Origin of the sequence: Myxococcus sp. AM009, from assembly GCF_013372605.1 — a bacterium.
Lineage (GTDB): Bacteria > Myxococcota > Myxococcia > Myxococcales > Myxococcaceae > Myxococcus > Myxococcus vastator.
This window is the reverse complement of sequence record NZ_JABXEP010000011.1, coordinates 44,242-62,226: the sequence shown is the minus strand read 5'-3', so window position 1 is coordinate 62,226 and position 17,985 is coordinate 44,242. Positions and strand designations below refer to the sequence as shown.

The window sequence follows — 17,985 nt, the reverse complement described above, 5'->3', positions numbered from 1 at the left end:
ATTCGATGGGTCCATTGATGCGGGCAACCTCTTCGGCTCGGAGACACAGGCAGCGCAGGAGGCGATGCTCGCCAGCACCAAGAGGTTTCGGAACATGGGGACCTCGATGGGGGGGGCCGTACCACCTGCCTCCGCTCGCCGAAAGTCACCGATGGCGCATTGACGCTCCGGAACATTGAAGCTGTCAGGAATACGCAGCTTGGGCCAAGCGCGTCTTGCTCGTGGTCCGGGCGCTTGTCCGATGATGGGATTTCGCGTGCCACAGGCGAACGCGAGGCACGCCCCGGCCGGGTGTACAACGGGCCCTGTCCGGCGCGACGCTTGATGGCGTTGGAGTTGCAACGGAGCCGGTCCTTCATGTCCCAGCTTCTTCTGGACGTTCGCTTGTCCCTGCGCCGCATGCGGCGTGAGGCCGCCTTCACGCTGGTCCTCATCACCACGCTCGCGCTGGCCATTGGCGCCACCACCGCCGTCTTCAGCGCGGTGTACCAGGTGCTGCTGCGGCCGTTGCCGTACCGGGCGCCGGAGCAGTTGGTGACGCTGTACCAGTCGACGCCCCAGCGCGAGCGGCTGGGTGTGTCGCTGCGGTCGCTCCAGGCGTGGCGCGAGCGTGCATTCTCATTCCAGGGGCTGGAGGGGCTGTCGATACGCGACATCGCCTTGGCGGGTGACGGCGAACTGGAGCGGGTGCGCGCGGGGCGGGCCACGGCGGGCCTGTTCTCGCTCCTGGGCGTGCGGCCGTTGTTGGGACAGGACTTTCGATCGGAGACGGACGCCAACGGCCTGCTCCTGTCGCATGCGCTGTGGCAGCGGCGCTTCGGTGGCCGCACGGACGTGGTGGGACAGACGTTGAGGGTGGATGACCAACTCCACACGGTGGTGGGGGTGTTGCCCGCGGGCTTCCGCTTCGCACCGGACGTGGAGGCGTGGAAGCCGTTGGTGCTGTCCGCGGAGGAGTCGGCCGGAGGGGTGTGGCTGCGCGTGGTGGGGCGCCTGCGTGAAGGCGTGTCCGCGGAGCAGGCACGCACGGAGCTGACGGCTCTGGGCGCCGCGTTGGTGCGCGAGCCGGGCTTCACGGAGGAGCCCGCCGGAGTGCGGCTCGTGCCCTTGCACACGCAGGTGGTGGAGGGCTCCCAGGAGCGGCTATGGCTCCTGGCCGGCGTAGTGGCGCTGGTGCTGCTGGTGGCCTGCGCCAACGTGGCCAACCTGTTGCTGGCCCGGGCCTCCGCGCGGGAGCGCGAGGTGTCGGTGCGCACCGCCCTGGGCGCGGGCCGAGCGCGGCTGGTGCGGCAGTTCCTGGTGGAGAGCGGGATGCTGGCGCTCATGGGGGGCGCCGCCGGCCTGCTCCTGGCGATGTGGGGCGTGGAGCTGCTGCGCGCGCTCATGCCACCTCAGTTCGTGGACGCCGAGGCACTCCGCCTGCAGCCGCATGTCCTGGGCATCGCGCTGTTGCTCTCGGTGGTGACCAGCCTGCTCTTCGGCCTGGTCCCCGCGCTGCGGGTGTCGCGCGCGGATGCGCGGGGCGTGCTGGGCGGGCTGCGAGGCGGCGCGGGGGCCACGCGGCGTGAAGGCGGGCGCGTGGTGCTGGTGGTCGCGCAGGTGGCCCTGGCGCTGATTCCGCTGGTGGGCGCGGGCCTGATGCTCCGCACCCTCCAGGCCTTGAGCGCGGTGCCGCTGGGCTTCAATCCCCAGGGCGTCACGGTGGTGGACCTCTCCCTGCCTTCGTCGAAGTACCGGGAGGAGGCCGCCCAGCGGGCCCTCTTCTCCAGCGTGCTGGAGCGGGTGCGCGCGCTTCCGGGCGTGACGTCCGCGGGCATGTCGAGCACCGTGCCCCTGTGGGGGCGCGATGGCCTGGCGCCGGTGCTGCTGCCGGGCGAATCGGCAGCGCAGGCGGACTCCCGGGAGCGGGTCCTCTTCCGCACCACCAGCGACGGCTATTTCAACACCCTGGGCATCCCGCTGAAGGAAGGGCGCGCCATCGAAGCCTGGGATGGGCCGGGCACCGCGCCGGTGGTCGTGGTGAACGAGACGTTCGCCCGCCGCTACTTCCCCGGGCGGAGCGCGGTGGGGCAGCGCGTGCAGTTGGTGCTCGACGGTGAGCCCTTCCGCGAAGTCGTGGGCGTGGTGGGGGACGTCCAGCACAACAGCCTGGACGCGCCCCCGGCCAGCGAGGCCTTCGTCCCCATGGGACAGCTCTGGGGACTGCACTTGTTGCTCACCGTGCGTGCCTCGCAGGACGCTGCCTTGCTGGCTCCGGTGCTGCGCGAGCAGCTTCGCGCCGTGGCCCCCGCGCTCCCGAGGGCCCCCGTGCGCTCGCTGGAGTCCGTCGTGGACGCCAGCCTGGGCCACACGAAGGTGCTGGGTTCGCTGCTGGTGGCCCTGGCGGTGCTGGGGCTGGTGCTCGCGGGTGTGGGGCTCTACGGCGTGTTGTCCTATTCGGTCAGTCAGCGGACGCGCGAGCTGGGCATCCGCATGGCGCTGGGCGCGACCGGGCAACACCTGGTGTGGCGGGTGGTGGGGCAGGGGCTTTGGATGGCCGTGTCCGGCGTCCTCCTGGGGCTTGGCGGCGCCGCCGTGCTCGCGCGCAGCCTGTCCAGCGTCCTGTATGGCGTGGGTGCGTTCGACGTCGTCACCTTCACGGCCGTGCCCGCGCTGCTCGCGGCAGTGGCGTTGCTGGCCAGTTGGCTGCCCGCGCGCCGTGTCACCCGCGTGCCGCTGTACGAGGCGCTGCGCTCGGACGACTGATCGCGCAGCGCAGATGAACTGAGCGACGGCGCCGCCGCAGTGGACGTGTCCTCCGCGGCGTGTCGTCCAGGGGCTGCGCGAGCGCCAGGCAGGGCAGGAGGAGCGACAGCAGGACGGAGCGGTTCGCGTGGGAGTGCATGCGCGCGGGGCACCTCGTCAGCGCACGGCGCGCGCGGATGCCATGCCATCATTTCCGTGCCGGACTTCATGCTGAGCGAACCACGAGGCCACCCCAGGGGCCCCCTCCGGCGGGGGGACCGGAGTCACTCCCGTAGCTCGCTGTTCGGAAATGTCGGGGGTTTTGACGCCACAAAAGTCCCGACATTTCCGAACAGCGAGCCACTGGGCTGCGGAACCTGTCAACGCGGATGAGACAGTGAGTTCGAGAGCTTCCGGAGCAGCCTCCAGTGAGGTGGAGCGCCGCGCGGGGTCGTTTATCCAGACGATAGTGGGTGGGGCCTGTGGCTCGGTTTCTCCTCCACCAAGGTCTTGCCATGGGAGGAGGCGGTTTGGCAGGCTACTTGCTGGGAAGGGAAACCGCTCCCGCGCCGAATCAGTCGCGTCATTGAGGTCTTTTGAGTGCCGCGCAAGGCGAATTCGTTGAGCGGCATTTGTGTCAGTGATTTTCAGGAAGGAGGCCGCGGGTGTTCACCTTCTTTGGGCTGATACGATGGGTGTCAGTTGCCGCTGGTGCCTTGGTTGGAGGGCTGGCCGGCCTCCGGCTCTCGGTGGTGGGAGGTGGAGTGGGAGGGGCATTGGCGGGGATGGCGCTTGGATGGTGGCTGGGCGGTCTCCCATACACGCGCTCCCTGCGAGCCTTGAGGAAAGACCTCAGCGGGGCCGACTCGGCCGCCTTACAGCAGCGGCTAATCGACGAATATTACACTTCGGGTCTGATCCTGGATGAGTTGAACAGGCGGGGGGAGGATTGGGAGTCACTCGAGGGGGAGGTGTTTCAGATGATGCGGTCTGATTCGGTCCTCCGCAGGAGCATTGGGTTTCAGAATCTCCAACGCTTTTTTCCGGAACGGGCACGAGCCATGTCTGACTACGACCCAAGCGCCCCCACCGAGGATTGCCGCCAGCGAGTGGCGAAAACTCAAGCTTCGTCGCTGTGTTGAGTGAGGCATGCCTCTTCTCCTCGGGGATGCGCCCCATGTCACGGGCAGGACCTCCCAGGTTTCATCCGAAGTGGAATGAAACGGGGCCCGACGCGAATGCATCGCGCCGGGCCCCGGAGAATGAATCGCCTTGGAGGGCGCGAGTGACTCAGTTGTACGTGGCGGTGTAGGTGCCGGCCAGGGCGCCGTCGATGAAGGCGAAGTCCACGCCCTTGATGGTGCGCGTCACCGTCGTCACGGGGGCGCCCGCGCGGGTGACGGACAGCAGCGTTTGGCCCGTCGTGGTGCGGGTGGGCACCATGAGGGACAGGTTGCGCGCGGGGCTCGCGAGGTCGAAGGTGAGCACCGTGCCGGTGAAGGCCACGGTGGACACCTGGGTGGCCTCGCGGGCATCGAGCCACGCCAGCAGCTGCTTCGCGGTGATGACGGGCACGCCTTCACGCTGGGCGGATGCGATGATGGCGGCCGAGCCGGAGGAGCCGGCCGACGGCTGCGAGTCGACGTGCATGTTGGCGTTGAAGGCGCCGTAGTAGCCCTGGGTGCCCAGCGCGTTGTCCAGCAGCGTGTCGATGTGCAGCGGGTAGGACTGGCCGGACTCGTCCGTCATCTGCGTGGCGAGCTGGTAGACGTCCAGCGGCGTGCCGTCCAGGTCCGCGAAGCGCATGGCCAGGCCGGAGCCGGTGAACAGGCCCGGGCGGTCCTGCACCCAGTAATCGGGCCAGTAGTAGTAGTTGGTGTCCAGGCGGATGCCATGCAGGCGCGACACCTTGGGCTGGGTGGACCAGTCGCTGAACGCGATGCAGTGCGTGCGGTTGGTGACGGGCGCGGGGACGGCGGGGAAGGCGGACGCGAAGCTGGCGAGCTGCGGGGTGAAGAAGTTCGGGTCCAGCGTGTTGGCCGTGTAGTCCGCGCAGCCGGTGTTGATGTGCAGGGCGTACTCGAAGCCCTGGGCCACGTAGTCGTTGGCCTGGGTGGCGCTCAGTCCGCCCACGTAGTCGTAGATGGTGCCGCGGATGCACTCCCAGTCGTCCACGCTGCAGCCGGTGGGGCTGTCCACGAGGTACTGGTCCCAGCGCTGGGAGGTGGCGCCACCCGGGTGTCCGTCGCCCGTCATCACCACGACGGCCTTGTGGGCGCTGGGGAAGTACCAGAGGCGCGGCAGTGGCGTGGTGCTCGTCTGGTGCAGCACGTTGGCGAGCAGGCGCTGCTGCTCGTCCGCCTGGGGAATCTGGACCTTGGCCAGGTTCACCCAGTCCGGCTGCGGGTCGAAGGACGCGTTGCCGTAGAACATGTCGCTGGCGCGCGCGCCCGGGCCAATGGAGGAGCCGTCCCGGTTCTGTCCCTGCCAGGCCGGGTTGCCCTGCCGCGTGTAGATGATGGACTTCGCCAGGTCATACATGAAGGCGGTGGCGGTGCCGCTGCCCACGGTGCGCTGGCTGACGGCGGTGAACGTCGTCGCGGTGGTGGCGTTCGAGTAGAGCGTGGCGACGGTGCGCGTGCCGGTGACGACGGTGCGCTGGTCCGCGAGGCCGTGGTACTGCATCGTCTCCGCGGTGATGCCCGTGCCCGGGGCCTGGGTGTCGTCGACCAGGATGTAGCCATTGGCCTGCGTGCCCTGAGAGGCATTGAGCCCGAGCAGCGACTGGAGGTTCGCCGCGGGCCGCAGGGCGACGAGGCTGCCGCCGGCGGTGACCCAGTCGGTGATGAGCGTCACCTGGGCCGCGCTCAGCGTCTGCTCGCCGAGCACCAGCACCTTGTAGTCATCGAGGGAGACGGAGACGCCCAGGTTGCCGGCATCGGTGGTGGCGAAGGCTGCGATGCCCTCGGCCTCCAGGATTTCGCGCAGGTAGTCGGTGAAGGGGTTGCCGGGAGCGGTGGCGACCAGCACGGGGCCCGCGCCGTGGACGCCCGGCCGGGGCGGCGGTCCGTAGGACTCGAAGACGACGTCCACCCAGTAGTTGGAGTCCTGGTGGCTGCCGTTGGGGAACGTGGACGTGGAGGCATAGGCGAAGACGCCGTTGCCGCCCGAGGTGGTGGCGCCGGGCAGGGCGTGCAGCGGAGGGGCGTCCACGCCGGTGGCCAGGCCATAGCTGTCGAACGAGTAGCCGCCGAGTGGCGCGAAGTACGACGCCACATAGGTGGTGCCGGCGGTGATGGCGACGGGGGATGCGAACGTCACCTCCTGCCAGCCGACGGCCGTCTCGTGGGTGAAGGTGGCGGTGGCGAGCGGCTGGCCCGTGGCGCTCCACAGGTTGCCCACGTGCGTGCCGTGGTTGCCGCTGCCCTTGTAGAAGCGCACGCCCGTCACCTGTCCGTCCACGTCCGCGCGGAACTGCACGCCCACTTCGATGGCGGCGGTGTCAGGGGCGGTGGCGGTGCCGGGCGTGGCGGTGGGGGCGAAGAGGCGGAAGGTGTTGTCCGGAGGCTGCGTCGGGGGCAAGGCGCCGGTGGCCTGGAAGACGACGTCCACCCAGTAGTTGGAGTTGCCGAAGCTGTTGATGGGGAAGGAGCCCGCGGCGCCGTAGGTGAAGACGCCATTGCCGCCGCTGGTGCTGCCGGGCAGCGCGAAGAGGGGCGGGGTGTCCTGGCCGCTGGCGAGGCCACCGTTGTCGAAGGCGTACGCACCGACGGGGGCGTGGTACGAGGCGACGTAGGTCGTGTTGGCGGCGATGGCGACAGGGGTGGAGAAAGTCACCTCCTGCCAGCCGGTGGCCGTCTCGGAGGTGAAGGTGGCGAAGGCAAGGCGCTGCCCGTTGGCGCTCCAGAGGCTCCCCACGTGGGTGCCGGTGTTGGCGGCGCCCTTGTAGAAGCGCACGCCCAGCACGTTGCCGCTCACGTTCGTCGTGAACTTCACGCCCAGCTCCACGGGGGCGGAGTCGTTGGTGACGGAGGCGACAGCGGGCGTGGCGGTGGAAGGCCACAGGGTGACGGGCTCCGCCGGGCGGAAGACGACGTCCACCCAGTAGTTCGAGTCGCCGAAGCTGCTGCTGGGGAAGGAGCCCGCGGCGCCGTAGGTGAAGACGCCGTTGCCGCCGCTGGTGGCGCCCGCGAGCGCGTGGAGGGGAGGGGCGTCCACGGCCGAGGCCAGTCCCGCGCTGGTGAAGCCGTAGGCGCCGCCGGGCGCGTGGTACGAGGCAACGTAGGTCGTGTTGGCGCTGATGCGCACGGGCGTGGAGAACATCACCTCCTGCCAGCCGGAGGCCGTCTCACCGCTGAAGGTGGCGAAGGCGAGGCGCGCGCCCGCGGCGCTCCAGAGACTGCCCACGTGGGTGCCGGTGTTGGCGGTGCCCTTGTAGAAGCGGATGCCGAGGATGTCTCCCTCGATGTCGGACTGGAACTTCACGCCCAGCTCCACCGGGGCGAAGTCATTGGTGACGGAGGGGACGGCCGGGGTGGAGGTGGGGGCGAACAGCGTGTACGTCGGCTGGGCGCGCGCGGCGGTGGGCAGCGCGAGCAGGACGGCCGCGAGCAGCGCCAGCGCATGGGCGCGTGGCTGCCTCGCGACCCAGTTGGGCCGTGGCTTCGAGGGTGTCATTCGGACTTCTCCTTGGGGGATGGCACGACGGGGCAGAGCAGCAAAGGCATCTTGCTGTCTGCCCCTGGCGTGGACAATGACGCGAGACGTAGGTCCGTGAGCCATTGCCGCATGACGCGATTTTTGGCTTCCAGGTGGCCGGACGTCTCCGGTGTCGGTTGTCCGCGGCCGTGCTACTGCTTGCGATAGCAGAAGAACACGGGGTAATCGACGCCGGAGGTTCCCAGGATCTGGACCGCCTTGAAGCCATCCGGGCAAGACGCCATTCCGGTGAGGGGATTCACATACGGGCCGCCGCTGCCTTCACCGTACATTCCGCCAAAGCGGAAGGGAGATGGCAGATGGGGCTCGTAGGGACGGTGGCAGTAGCGGAGGTCGTAGTCGATGCCCGAGGACCCCAACGCCGCGTCGGTCAGGTAGCCATTGGGGCATGAGGCGGCCTGGGTGATGTCATTCTTGTAGGCGCCGATACTCCCGAAGCCATACGCCCCGCCGAACTCCGCCAGGGGCACGGTCCCTTCCACCGCGTAGCGGCCACAAAAGTACATGTTGTAGTCGACGTTGGTCGTCCCCAGCGTCTGGTACGCCGTGTACTCCGGAGGGCAGGAGGGGCTTCCGGTATAGGGGTTGACGTAGGTGCCCCCATTGAAGAACCCATACATGCCTCCGAAGTGCATGTATGCGTCCTGCCCGAAGATCTGGACCTCGGCGAGGCTCAGGGGGGTGTTGGTGGTGCCGAGCTGGACGCGGACATAGCGGGCCTTGCTGTGGATGCTGAAGGAGGTCTGCCGCGGCGCCACGCCCGCGAAGGGGTAGTCCTGCCAGGTCGTGCCGTTGTCCGAGATGCGCACCCGGAAGTTCTGGAGCCGGTCCGAGCAACAGTCGGTGCGGTTGTAGAGGACCACGTTGGAGATGAGGTGTGACGCCTGGAGGTCGACCTGCCACCACGGCTGGGTTTGTTGGCTTTGCAGGGCGGTGTGGGTGACGGAGCCGTCCCAGAAGTCGCCGTCGGTATTTCCGTCCACCGCGAGCGACGGCTCACCGCCGCCGCCGAGATAGAAGCTCGACTGCTGCGTCGGCTTGCCGAGCGCGAGGTTGGGAGTGGGGAGCAGCGCCTGCGGCGCGGTGGTGCCAGTGAGGTCAGCTGGAGGGAGCTGCTCGGCGGCGTCGGGGGAGCACGCGCCAAGGAGCGCGGCGCCCGCGAGGCTGACGAACCAGGGGAGGCGGAACATTCGGGTCGGGGACATGTATCGGTCTCTGGATGGGGTTCACGCGGCCGGAGGGGCCGGCGACATACCGGCTCGCCGCGACCGCGCGCCGCTGCCCAGAGCAGCCGACGTGCCACGGGGCTGCCGCCCGAGGCTTCTGTGGGGGAGCGGCCCTTCCACGCGTGGGAACGGCCGGTTTCCACGCGTGGAAACCGGCGGCCGACGCGTGGAGCGTGAACCCCTGAGCGGCGCGGAAACCCACCAATGCCCTCGGGCGCTGCGACTCCTCGAACTGCTCCAGGGCCATGTGGCGCGGGACGAGCCGAGGCTGGCCGAGGACGAACCCCTCGCGGAGGCACGCGGGGGCGGCTAGCCTCCCGAGCCACCATGACTCCCGAGGAGAAGCAGAGACTCATCGAGCGCGCTCGCGCCATCCTCCTGAATCATGTGCCCCACTGGGAGCGGGCGACTCGCGAGGAGGGGAGGCCACTCAGTGCCTACGCGCAGTTGGCGGACGCGGTCAGGGGGGCTCTCGCGGGAGACCCGGGCGTGATTCCCACGCTGCACCGCGTCTTGGACGAGCGGTTCTTCGCGCGGACGAACTCCATGAATGAGAGCGCGCTGGCCTCCTTGAGCCTCGCTCTGCTTGGCGACCGCGCGTCCATCCCAAGGATTCGCGCGGCGCACGCCTTCAACCTGAACCGCGAAGCGAAGCCCCTCGCGCTCGCGATTCTCGACGACATGGAAGAGCCGCCCTCGTCTCCGTGAGGATTCGGCCCCCCGCGCCAGGCAATTCTGCGGCGCCTCAGGGGCCGACGATGCAGTAGACTTCTGAGGTTCTCCTTGTCTCCCAGGACCATGGAGATTGTCAGACGTGGCTGGGGTGTGGCCTCTTTGCCTGTCGATGTGCTTGCAGTTGGTCCTCGGCATACGAGCGCATTTGCCAGCGACAGGACGAGCCCCATAGCTGCCTATTATAAGGCGAAGGTCCGTGACGCCCGCGTCTTCAGGCTCTGGGGCTATCACATCCCCATCATTGTCGATGAAGAGATCAAGGCTGCCCTCGAAGTGAACGGCATCGTCGGGGGCAAATTCGAAGAGGTCTGAACGACCCCATCGCAGCCCCTTGGGCTGGCCCGGCGCTACCGTGAGCGGCGCTGGTGCGAGCTGCTCTTGATGGGGCCTCTGGCATAGGACAGTTGCCCGTGGCAGAAGCTTCGCTAGCACGACTGCGTCGTGAGGAAAGCCGGCGCGGCTCGTTCGCCCTCTACGCCATGGGCCTGCTGGGGGAGCGTAAGAGCGTGGAGCCCATCGCCACCCGCGCGGCTTCGATTCCCGCCGCCTCCACATTCGGAAGCCATGCAATTTCATCGGGTTTGATGGATTGATGCTGCACTGTCTTTGACGCAACGCGCCCAGGCCTCCGTAAGGTATTCTGTCAATACCCCCCCCAGGGGAGAGGGACGGATTTTCAGTCCGGAGTTAGGGACGGAGGACATCCCCGCACACCTCACGGAGTTGTCTGACAAGGAGAGGCGGATGTTCAACCCGATGGACTTCAACGCTCACGAGCTCATGGCTCGGAACAGGGTCACCGAGGCACTCTGCGGCTCGCTGTCCCTTCCGGAGGTCCTGTCAGCGACTCGAGCGCCGCTTCTCGAGTTCGTCCAGGCCGACTCCATGGCCCTGTGCCTCATGCGCGTCGCGCCTTCGCTCGACTTCCGATGGCACGTCCCGGGCCCTCCCATCCCCATCCTCGAGGAGTATGCCGGCGTGGTCGACCATGACTTCCTCCGGGACCCCATCCTCGCCCGGCCCGGAGTGCCCATCTGCGATACGCAGCTGCTCTCTCGCGCGGAGTACGAACGCACCCTCATCTACCAGCGCAGCCTGGAGCTGGAGCCGCGCCTGGAACACATCATGGCCGTCCTCGTGCCCATCCGGCCCGGTCTCGTTGGCGCCCTCGCGTTCTACCGGCACGAACGATACCCGTTCCCGTCCCAGAGCATCACCGCCCTCTCCGGCCTCACCAGACACCTGGCGAGCACCCTGGGCAACTGCCACGCCTATCAGGACCTGACCGCTGGCGCGCAGCTGCTTCAAGAGCTCTACCATCGCAAGGACTGCGCCTTCCTTGTCTTGAAGCCTCCCACTCGCGAGGTGTCTCGCTCCTTGCACGCCACCGCCCTGCTGGAGCGCTGGTTCACCCCTTCGGACCTCCACGCCTCCGGGCTGCCTCGCGTCCTCCAGGAGCAGTTGGACGCCCTGGTTCGGATGGACGCGGACTCGCGGATTGGGAAGAACCTCTGGGTCATCAACCATCCCGAGGGTTACCGCACGTGCCGGTTCGTCGAGCTGCCCGCCAGTGACGGACCGCGGCAATGGGCCCTCCTGCTGTCCGAGCTTCCCCACTCCATCCCACTCCCCTTGGACATGCAGCGCGCGCTCACGCCCCGCGAGCTCGACATCGCGAGGGGCGTGCTTCGAAACTGGTCCAATGGACAAATCGCCGATGAACTCAATATCTCGGGCCAGACAGTGAAGGCCCACGTGCGAAACCTCTTCGACAAGCTGGGCGTCGACGGCCGCGTCGACTTCCTTTACCAGGCAGCCCACCTCAACAGGCCGGTGTGACGCAGCCCGCGCACCCTCGCGACGGGCGGAGACTGCCGTGAGGGACCGCATGGGAAGGCGCCTCCCGAATGCAAGGGTTCAAACGGGAGGTTCCCCCAGCTTGCGTGCGGTTGTCTCTACCTCCCGAGGGGTAGGCCGGAGGCGCCGCCCTCACGGAAGATGCACGGGTAGACGCTCCGGGCGACGCGGGCCGAGAAGAGGATTGCCTCCTGGTCCTCCGGCTCCGTCAGCCGCCCGAGGAGCCGCGCCATCTCCGCCACGTGGTCTCCGTCCAGTGCCCCGTGGCTGCGCAGGAACGTCACGGACTTGTGGATGTTGGGAATGGCGGCCACCTCCTGCAGTCGCTTGGCCCAGACGCCCGCCCGCGTCTGCGACAGGTACTCCAGCACGTACGAGGTCCCCAACGCCGCCGTCGGCACGCCCGCGCGGGACGTGAAGAAGTTCCACCCCGTATAGGCCTCCACCGCAGGGCTCCGCGCCGCCGTCTCCACGGTCGCCTCCGGGCACCCCAGGTTCTTCAGGTCCGACAGCAGCCACCGGTCGTGCCCTCGCTCCTCCTCCGCCTTCTGGATCAGCAGCTCCGCCAGCTCCGGGTGCCGGCCCAGCCGCTTCAGCCGCGCACCCGCCTCGCCGAGGATCGGCGTGCTCCAGCGAGCGTAGTGGTACGTCTGGACGAGGTAGTGGATGTAGCCCGCGGTATCGAGGGTGCCATCGAAGAGGCGTCGGGCGTCGGGCTGCGCATCCACCGCCGCCACCAGTCCCCGCGCCTCCGCGTCCAGCGCCGCCAACCAATTCGTCCCCGCGTCATGCTCCGCCTGTGTTCGCACGTACGTCTCCTGTCCGGTGCCCGTGGGGCTCCCGGTCGCAGCGTGTTGAAGGTAAAAGGAAGGGAGGAACCGCCCCGTTCTAGGCGGCGGGACTCGCGCTGTTTTCCAACGCGAGGAAGCGCGCCACGGAGTCCGCCGGGATTTCAGCGAGCGCCATGACGAGCGGCAGCGTGAACCACTGGAAATACGTGTCGTAGAGCGGCTCTGCGATGAATCGCGCCCCCATCGTCGTGGCGAAGAGCGCGGGCGCCCTGGGCAGCCGCAGCCCGTCCAACAGCCCCTGCGCCGCCTTCGCCCGCTCCTCCGGCGTGTAGAAGGGACTGCGGGGATGCACCGGGGCCCGCCTCGGGTCGGGCACGGCCACACGCCAGTGCGGACTCAGCCACCCCCGACGGGCCGCCACCTTCCATGAGAGGAGCGCGTCCTCGGGCGAGTCCGTCTCCAGGTTCGCGGACGCAATCCAGTGCGTCACCCCGCGCCGCCGGCTCTCCGTGTACATGCCCGCCTGCAGCCACGTAACGGCCTCCGAGCGCCGCCACTTCGGCAACACGCAGAAGCGCGAGGGCTCCGCGAACAGCCTGTCCGGCTGGAGCAGGCCCGAGAGGTCCACTTGCTGCTCCATCTCGAGCCCCACCTTCCCACCCAGGTTCGCCGCCACCTCCGCGTTGGGCAACGCCACTCGCATGGTCGCCACCGGCTCGTCGCCGGCGTAGACGAGCACGTGCACCGTGGTGTCGAGCGTGTCGACGCAGGTCACCTCCCGCCGAGACAGCGCGGACTGCTCGGGCAGCAGTCCCATTTCTCCGCCAAAGACAGCCCAGCGGATGCGAGCCACGTCATCGAGCTCCCGCTGGGTGGTGGCAACACGCCAGCGCCAGTGCCTGCACGTCATTGGGTACGCTCCTGGTTGTGAGGCGGGCGAGTGTCTCGCCGCCCTCACACGTTCTTTCGTCGCAGGTGACGCGAGTTCGACCTCGGAGTTGGAGCGCCCCACGAGCGACAGCCACGACTCCCGCGTGCCTTCATGAGCCGCGTTGCTCGCATGCCCGGTCCCTTGCCAGGCAGGCTCACCAACACGGGCGGGTCAAACCGGCACCCGGGCTCTGGCTCCAAGTTTCCACTGCCGTTGTGCGCGCGAACGATGGCTCGTGAGCAATTCATGGGCTGGCCTTCCCAGGAAGGCGTGAATAGTCAGAACATGGTCGACGCGCGCTCTTGAAGGAGGCGTCGATGGAAGGGAAGAACCGGTACCGCAACAGCGAGTCGATGATTGTCCACGGCAACCCGTCCTTCCAGGCGGCGAAGGAAGCGGGGCTGTTGGACCTGGCGGTGCACAACACGGGGCATGGCACGCTCGCGCTGCCGGACGGCCGCGAGTTCATCAACATGTGCTCGTGTTCCTACCTGGGCCTGGACGCCGAGCCCGAGGTGCTCCAGGGCGCCATCGACGTGCTTCAGCGCGAGCGCACCATGGACATGGCCATCTCCCGGCTGCGCATCCGGCTGGCCATCCTGGACGAGCTCGAAGCGAGGCTGTCCACGCTCTGGCGCTCGAAGGTCATCGTCACCACCACGGCCAGCTACGCCAGCGCGGGCCTGCTGCCGCTCATCGCATCCGGGCACCTGCTGCCGGAGGGCCCGCGGCCCGTCATGGTCTTCGACAAGTCCGCGCACTTCTCCATGAACCTCATCAAGCCCATCTGCGCGGACGAGACGGAGGTGCTGACGTCGCCGCACAATGACCTCGAGTTCCTCGAGGACGCCTGCCGCAAGCACGCGCGCGTGGCCTACGTCGCGGACGGCTTCTACTCGATGGGCGGCGCGGCGGTGGTGAAGGAGCTGCTCGCGCTCCAGGACCGCTACGGCCTGTTCCTTTACTTCGATGACTCCCACGCGCTCTCCGTCTACGGCGCGGCGGGGGAGGGCTTCGTGCGGACGCTGGCGGGGAGCGAGCTGAACCCGCGCACCATCATCATCGCGTCGCTGGGGAAGGGCTTCGGCACCGCGGGTGGCGCCGTCATGCTCGGGCCGAGTCAGCACGCGGACCTGGTGGGGCGCTTCGCCGGGCCGCTGGGCTGGTCGCAGAGCCTGTCCATTCCCGCCATTGGCGCCAGCATGGCCTCCGCGCGCATCCACGGCACGCCGGAGCTGGCGAAGCGGCAGCAGGCCCTGCGCGCCAACATCCGTCTCTTCGACGAGCACATCCCGACGCGGACCGCGGGCGAGGACTTCCCCATCAAGGTCATCGACGTGGGCCCGGAGGACGTCGCGGTGGAGCGCTCGCGGCGGCTGCTAGAGCGCGGGTTCTATTCGTCGGCCGTCTTCTTTCCCATCGTCCCGAAGGGACGCGCGGGCCTGCGCATCATGTTGCGGTCCAACCTGTCGCAAGCGGACGTGCGGCGTTTGTGCGACGCCGTGCGGGAGATTTCCGCACCCACAGCCTGAGTGAGTGGAGGTGGCGTCATGCCGTTGTCCATGGCTTGCAGGTCCATGCTGGTGACGCCCGCGCTGGAGCCGACGCGCTTCGACAAGGCGGCGGAGGTGGGCGCGGACGTGGGGTTGCTCGACCTGGAGGACGGCGTGCCCAGGGCCTTCAAGCCCGAGGCACGCCACCTGGCCACCGAGCACCTGGCGCGAGGCCGCCGCTCGCGCCCCATGGCGCTGCGAATCAACAGCCTGCGCACGGAGGACGGGCTCCGGGACGTGCTGGCCCTGCTGGACACGGGGGCCCGGCCCGACATCGTCCTGCTCCCCAAGGTGGAGTCACCCGCCGAGCTGCAACAACTCGACGCGCTGCTGTGCCCCCGGCTGCCGGACGTGGCGCTGCTGGCCATCATCGAGACGTCTCGGGGCGTGGCCTCGGTGGAGGACATCGCGAGCGCGACGCCGCGGCTCCAGGGGCTCGTGTTCGGCGCGGCCGACCTGTCCGCGCAGCTGGGAATCCCGCTGACGTGGGAGCCGATGCTGTACGCGCGCGCGCGCATCGCCATGGCGGCGGGGGCGGCGGGGCTGTCCGCCATCGACTCACCGTACTTCGACCTGGCGGACCTGGACGCGGTGGAGGAGGAGACGCGCCGCGCCCGGGCGCTGGGGTTCGTCGGGAAGATTGTCATCCACCCGGCCCAGGTGGCCGCCGTCCACCGGGCCCTGCGTCCGTGCGCGCGCTCGGTGGACCACGCGCGCCGCGTGGTGGCGCAGGCGGAGGACGGGAAGGGAGGCATCCGGCGCCTGGGCAACGGCATGGTGGGGCCTCCGCTGGTGGCGGCCGCGCGGCGGGTCCTGGCCAACGAGCACCGGATGGAGGAGCTGGAGTCCGCGCCCCGGCGGCAGGGCGCCAGGACAGGAGACACATGAAGAAGATGGTCACCGCCCACAAGAAGGTGGGCAAGCAGCGCTACCGCGAGACGCACGGCCTCTACTTCGACGACTTCGAGGTGGGGGACGTGTTCGAGCACCGGCCCGGGCGCACGCTCACCGACGTGGACAACATGTGGCAGTCCCTGCTGTGTCTCAACACGCATCCGCTGCACATCGACGCGGTGTATGCCAGCAAGACGGAGTGGAAGCGGCCGCTGATGTCCAGCCTGGTGACGCTGGCCATCGTCGGCGGCATGAGCCTCAACAGCACCAGCGCGAAGGGCGTGGCGAACCTCGGCTGGGACAAGGTCCGGCTGACGGCGCCCGTCTTCGTGGGGGACACCATCTACGCGGAGAGCCGCGTGCTGGCCAAGCGCAGGTCCCGCTCCCGCGGAACGCAGGGCATCGTCTCCGTGGAGACGAAGGGCGTGAAGGCGGACGGCACCGTGTTCATGACGTTCGAGCGCTCGTTCCTGGTGCCGCTCAAGAAGCACAGCGTGGACGTGGATGCGAACTACTGACGCGGTGATGCGCGCGGTGACGCAGGACAGACCGGGCGGGCCGGAGGTCTTCCGGCTGTGTGCGCTGCCGCGTCCGGTGCCGGGCCCGCGTCAGCTCCGCGTCCGGGTGCGCGCGTCCGCCCTCAATCGCGGAGACATCCTCCAGCGCAGCGGGGCCTACCCGCTGCCTCCGGGAGTGGCCAGTCCGGTGATTGGCGTGGAGGTCGCGGGCGAGGTGGAGGCGCGCGGCGCGGAGGTGCACGGCTTCGAGCCCGGCCAGCGTGTCTTCGGATTGGTGGATGGCGGCGGCTACGCGGACGCATGCCTCATGGAGGCGGGGATGGCCATCCCCATGCCGGCCGGCTGGAGCTTCGTGGAGGCGGCGGCGACGCCGGAGGCCTTCTTCACCGCGCACGAAGCCTTGCTGGAGCTGGGCGGCCTGCGCGCGGGACAGGCGGTGCTCGTCCACGCGGGAGGCAGCGGCGTTGGCACCGCGTGCATCCAGGTGGCCCGCGCGGTGGGCGCGCGGGTGTTCTTCACGGTGAGCACCGAGGCGAAGCGCCGCCGCTGCCTGGCCCTGGGTGGTGAGGCGGGCGTGCTGCGCACCGAGCAGGACTTCGCGCGGGAGCTGCCCGTCCTCACGGGAGGCGCGGGGGTGGACCTGGTGGCGGACTTCGTGGGCGGCGCGGCGCTGGCGCGGAACCTGTCCGTGTTGAAGTTCGGCGGCTGCCTGCTCCTGCTGGGCGTGCTGGACGGGATGGAGGGCGCGCTGGACGTGCGGCAGGCCATCCTGCGCCGGCTCCAGCTTCGCGGCATGTCGCTGCGCCCGCTGCCCCTGGAAGAGAAGGTGGCCGTCACGCGCCGCTTCCGCGAGCGGTGGCTGCCGGAGCTGGAGGCGGGGCGGGTGCGTCCCATCATCGACTCCACGTTTCCGCTGGAGCGCGTGGCGGACGCGCACCGACGCATGGAGTCCAATGCCAGCTTCGGGAAGATAGTCCTGGAGCTGTAGGCGGCTCAGGGGCGGACGACGCAGCGGAACCCGATGTGCGACGTGCCGCTGTCCTCGGCCTGGGGTGAGCGCGCCGCCGGGCGGTAGCGCAGGCAGTAGTTGGGCGCGCACAGGTGGCTGCCGCCCTTGAGGACGCGCCGGGGAATCTTCACCTTCGGCAGGCATGGGTCCAGGCTGCGATCCGACGTGGCCGGTCCCCGGGGATTGACGGGGATGCAGCAGGGCTTCCCGCCGTGGCTCTCGTGCCGCTCCTGGTACCAGTCCGAGGTCCACTCCCACACGTTGCCGGCCATGTCGAAGAGGCCGAAGGCGTTCGGTGGGAAGCTGCCCACGGGGGACGTGCCCTCGAAGCCGTCCGTGTTCAGGTTCCGCCAGGGGAACTCGCCCTGCCAGGTGTTGGCCATCAGCTTGCCCCCCGGCGCGAACTCGTCGCCCCAGACGTAGACTTTCCGCTCCAGTCCTCCGCGCGCGGCGTACTCCCACTCCGCCTCGGTGGGCAGCGCCTTGCCCGCCCAGTGCGCATAGGCGAGCGCGTCCTCGAAGCAGACGTGCACCACCGGGTACTGCTCGCGTCCCTGCCACGTGCTGTCCGGGCCTTCAGGGTGCTTCCAGCAGGCGCCCGCCGTGTAGAACCACCACTGCGTCAAGTCCCGCAGGTCGACGCGCGCCAGCGTCTTCTTGAAGACGAGCGAGCCCGGGACGAGCAGCGCCGGATTCGCGCCGGGAAAGTCGTCGGGGTTCAAGGGGCGCTCGGCCACGGTGACGTAGCCGGTGGCCTCCACGAAGCGCGCGAAGTCCGAGTTCGTCACCGGCTGGCTGTCGATCCAGAAGTCCGTCACCGTCACCTGATGCGTCGGCCGCTCCTCCGGATAGTGGTGGTCCGAGCCCATCCAGAACGTCCCACCAGGGATGTAGGCCATGCCCGGTAGCGAGCGGGCTTCCTGCGCCGTGCCGCCCTCAAGGGGCCGGCCGCCCCGGGCCGCGACTTCGTCGACGACGTCGATGCTCATGTGCGTGCCTCCTTCCCTGCGAGAACGGAGGGGCGCGCC

At 69.0% G+C, this 17,985-nt stretch carries 13 protein-coding genes; 8 read left to right on the top strand and 5 right to left on the bottom strand.

Annotated elements, in window-relative coordinates:
• Positions 1–357 precede the first annotated feature (357 nt).
• Positions 358–2,745, top strand: a complete 2,388-nt coding sequence (locus HV824_RS04970; protein WP_255207772.1) for an ABC transporter permease — start codon at positions 358–360, stop codon at positions 2,743–2,745.
• Between the two features lie 1,269 nt (positions 2,746–4,014).
• Here the strand turns inward: HV824_RS04970 and HV824_RS04965 are convergent.
• Entirely contained in the window at positions 4,015–7,401 is a 3,387-nt protein-coding gene (locus HV824_RS04965; RefSeq protein WP_176422778.1) for a DUF4082 domain-containing protein, read from the bottom strand.
• 173 nt (positions 7,402–7,574) lie between these two features.
• Positions 7,575–8,648, bottom strand: a complete 1,074-nt coding sequence (locus tag HV824_RS04960; RefSeq protein WP_176422777.1) for a discoidin domain-containing protein — start codon at positions 8,646–8,648, stop codon at positions 7,575–7,577.
• Positions 8,649–8,996: 348 nt separating this feature from the next.
• Between HV824_RS04960 and HV824_RS04955 the strand changes: the two genes are divergently transcribed.
• From HV824_RS04955 to HV824_RS04945, 3 genes are all read left to right on the top strand, one after another.
• On the top strand, positions 8,997–9,377 hold the full coding sequence (locus HV824_RS04955; protein WP_176417360.1) for a hypothetical protein: 381 nt from the start codon (positions 8,997–8,999) through the stop codon (positions 9,375–9,377).
• Between the two features lie 90 nt (positions 9,378–9,467).
• Complete coding sequence (locus tag HV824_RS04950) at positions 9,468–9,716, top strand: hypothetical protein (protein WP_176417341.1); 249 nt, start codon at positions 9,468–9,470, stop codon at positions 9,714–9,716.
• A 468-nt stretch (positions 9,717–10,184) separates the two neighbouring features.
• Positions 10,185–11,243 (top strand): helix-turn-helix transcriptional regulator, encoded by a 1,059-nt coding sequence (locus HV824_RS04945; protein WP_306465555.1) that lies wholly within the window; start codon positions 10,185–10,187, stop codon positions 11,241–11,243.
• Between the two features lie 116 nt (positions 11,244–11,359).
• On the opposite strand, the gene HV824_RS04940 is transcribed toward HV824_RS04945, so the two are convergent.
• Together HV824_RS04940 and HV824_RS04935 are read right to left on the bottom strand one after the other, a co-directional pair.
• Positions 11,360–12,070 carry an iron-containing redox enzyme family protein gene (locus tag HV824_RS04940; RefSeq protein WP_176422776.1) on the bottom strand — a complete coding sequence of 237 codons (711 nt, stop codon included), beginning with the start codon at positions 12,068–12,070 and terminating at the stop codon, positions 11,360–11,362.
• 79 nt (positions 12,071–12,149) lie between these two features.
• Positions 12,150–12,962, bottom strand: a complete 813-nt coding sequence (locus HV824_RS04935; RefSeq protein WP_176417363.1) for a GNAT family N-acetyltransferase — start codon at positions 12,960–12,962, stop codon at positions 12,150–12,152.
• 338 nt (positions 12,963–13,300) lie between these two features.
• On the opposite strand from HV824_RS04935, the gene HV824_RS04930 reads away from it, so the two are divergent.
• Genes HV824_RS04930 through HV824_RS04915 form a run of 4 tightly spaced genes read left to right on the top strand, consistent with a single transcriptional unit; the run spans position 13,301 to position 16,936 of the window.
• Positions 13,301–14,515 carry an aminotransferase class I/II-fold pyridoxal phosphate-dependent enzyme gene (locus HV824_RS04930; protein WP_176422775.1) on the top strand — a complete coding sequence of 405 codons (1,215 nt, stop codon included), beginning with the start codon at positions 13,301–13,303 and terminating at the stop codon, positions 14,513–14,515.
• 18 nt (positions 14,516–14,533) lie between these two features.
• Positions 14,534–15,424 carry an aldolase/citrate lyase family protein gene (locus tag HV824_RS04925; protein ID WP_255207771.1) on the top strand — a complete coding sequence of 297 codons (891 nt, stop codon included), beginning with the start codon at positions 14,534–14,536 and terminating at the stop codon, positions 15,422–15,424.
• Complete coding sequence (locus HV824_RS04920) at positions 15,421–15,948, top strand: MaoC/PaaZ C-terminal domain-containing protein (RefSeq protein WP_163781990.1); 528 nt, start codon at positions 15,421–15,423, stop codon at positions 15,946–15,948. Before HV824_RS04925 ends, HV824_RS04920 begins: the two co-directional genes overlap by 4 nt.
• Entirely contained in the window at positions 15,935–16,936 is a 1,002-nt protein-coding gene (locus tag HV824_RS04915) for an NAD(P)H-quinone oxidoreductase (RefSeq protein WP_255207770.1), read from the top strand. Before HV824_RS04920 ends, HV824_RS04915 begins: the two co-directional genes overlap by 14 nt.
• A 5-nt stretch (positions 16,937–16,941) precedes the next feature.
• Here HV824_RS04915 and HV824_RS04910 read toward each other — a convergent pair whose 3' ends face one another.
• Entirely contained in the window at positions 16,942–17,946 is a 1,005-nt protein-coding gene (locus tag HV824_RS04910; protein ID WP_176422774.1) for a formylglycine-generating enzyme family protein, read from the bottom strand.
• Positions 17,947–17,985: the final 39 nt, after the last annotated feature.

Excerpts from the sequence above, each read along its gene's own strand:
- HV824_RS04925 (WP_255207771.1), top strand. The coding sequence starts at position 14,534 with ATGCCGTTGTCCATGGCTTGCAGGTCCATGCTGGTGACGCCCGCGCTG.
- HV824_RS04920 (WP_163781990.1), top strand. The coding sequence starts at position 15,421 with ATGAAGAAGATGGTCACCGCCCACAAGAAGGTGGGCAAGCAGCGCTAC.
- HV824_RS04970 (WP_255207772.1), top strand. The coding sequence starts at position 358 with ATGTCCCAGCTTCTTCTGGACGTTCGCTTGTCCCTGCGCCGCATGCGG.
- HV824_RS04930 (WP_176422775.1), top strand. The coding sequence starts at position 13,301 with ATGGAAGGGAAGAACCGGTACCGCAACAGCGAGTCGATGATTGTCCAC.
- HV824_RS04965 (WP_176422778.1), bottom strand. The coding sequence starts at position 7,401 with ATGACACCCTCGAAGCCACGGCCCAACTGGGTCGCGAGGCAGCCACGC.
- HV824_RS04935 (WP_176417363.1), bottom strand. The coding sequence starts at position 12,962 with ATGACGTGCAGGCACTGGCGCTGGCGTGTTGCCACCACCCAGCGGGAG.
- HV824_RS04955 (WP_176417360.1), top strand. The coding sequence starts at position 8,997 with ATGACTCCCGAGGAGAAGCAGAGACTCATCGAGCGCGCTCGCGCCATC.
- HV824_RS04960 (WP_176422777.1), bottom strand. The coding sequence starts at position 8,648 with ATGTCCCCGACCCGAATGTTCCGCCTCCCCTGGTTCGTCAGCCTCGCG.
- HV824_RS04950 (WP_176417341.1), top strand. The coding sequence starts at position 9,468 with ATGGAGATTGTCAGACGTGGCTGGGGTGTGGCCTCTTTGCCTGTCGAT.
- HV824_RS04915 (WP_255207770.1), top strand. The coding sequence starts at position 15,935 with ATGCGAACTACTGACGCGGTGATGCGCGCGGTGACGCAGGACAGACCG.
- HV824_RS04945 (WP_306465555.1), top strand. The coding sequence starts at position 10,185 with ATGGCTCGGAACAGGGTCACCGAGGCACTCTGCGGCTCGCTGTCCCTT.
- HV824_RS04910 (WP_176422774.1), bottom strand. The coding sequence starts at position 17,946 with ATGAGCATCGACGTCGTCGACGAAGTCGCGGCCCGGGGCGGCCGGCCC.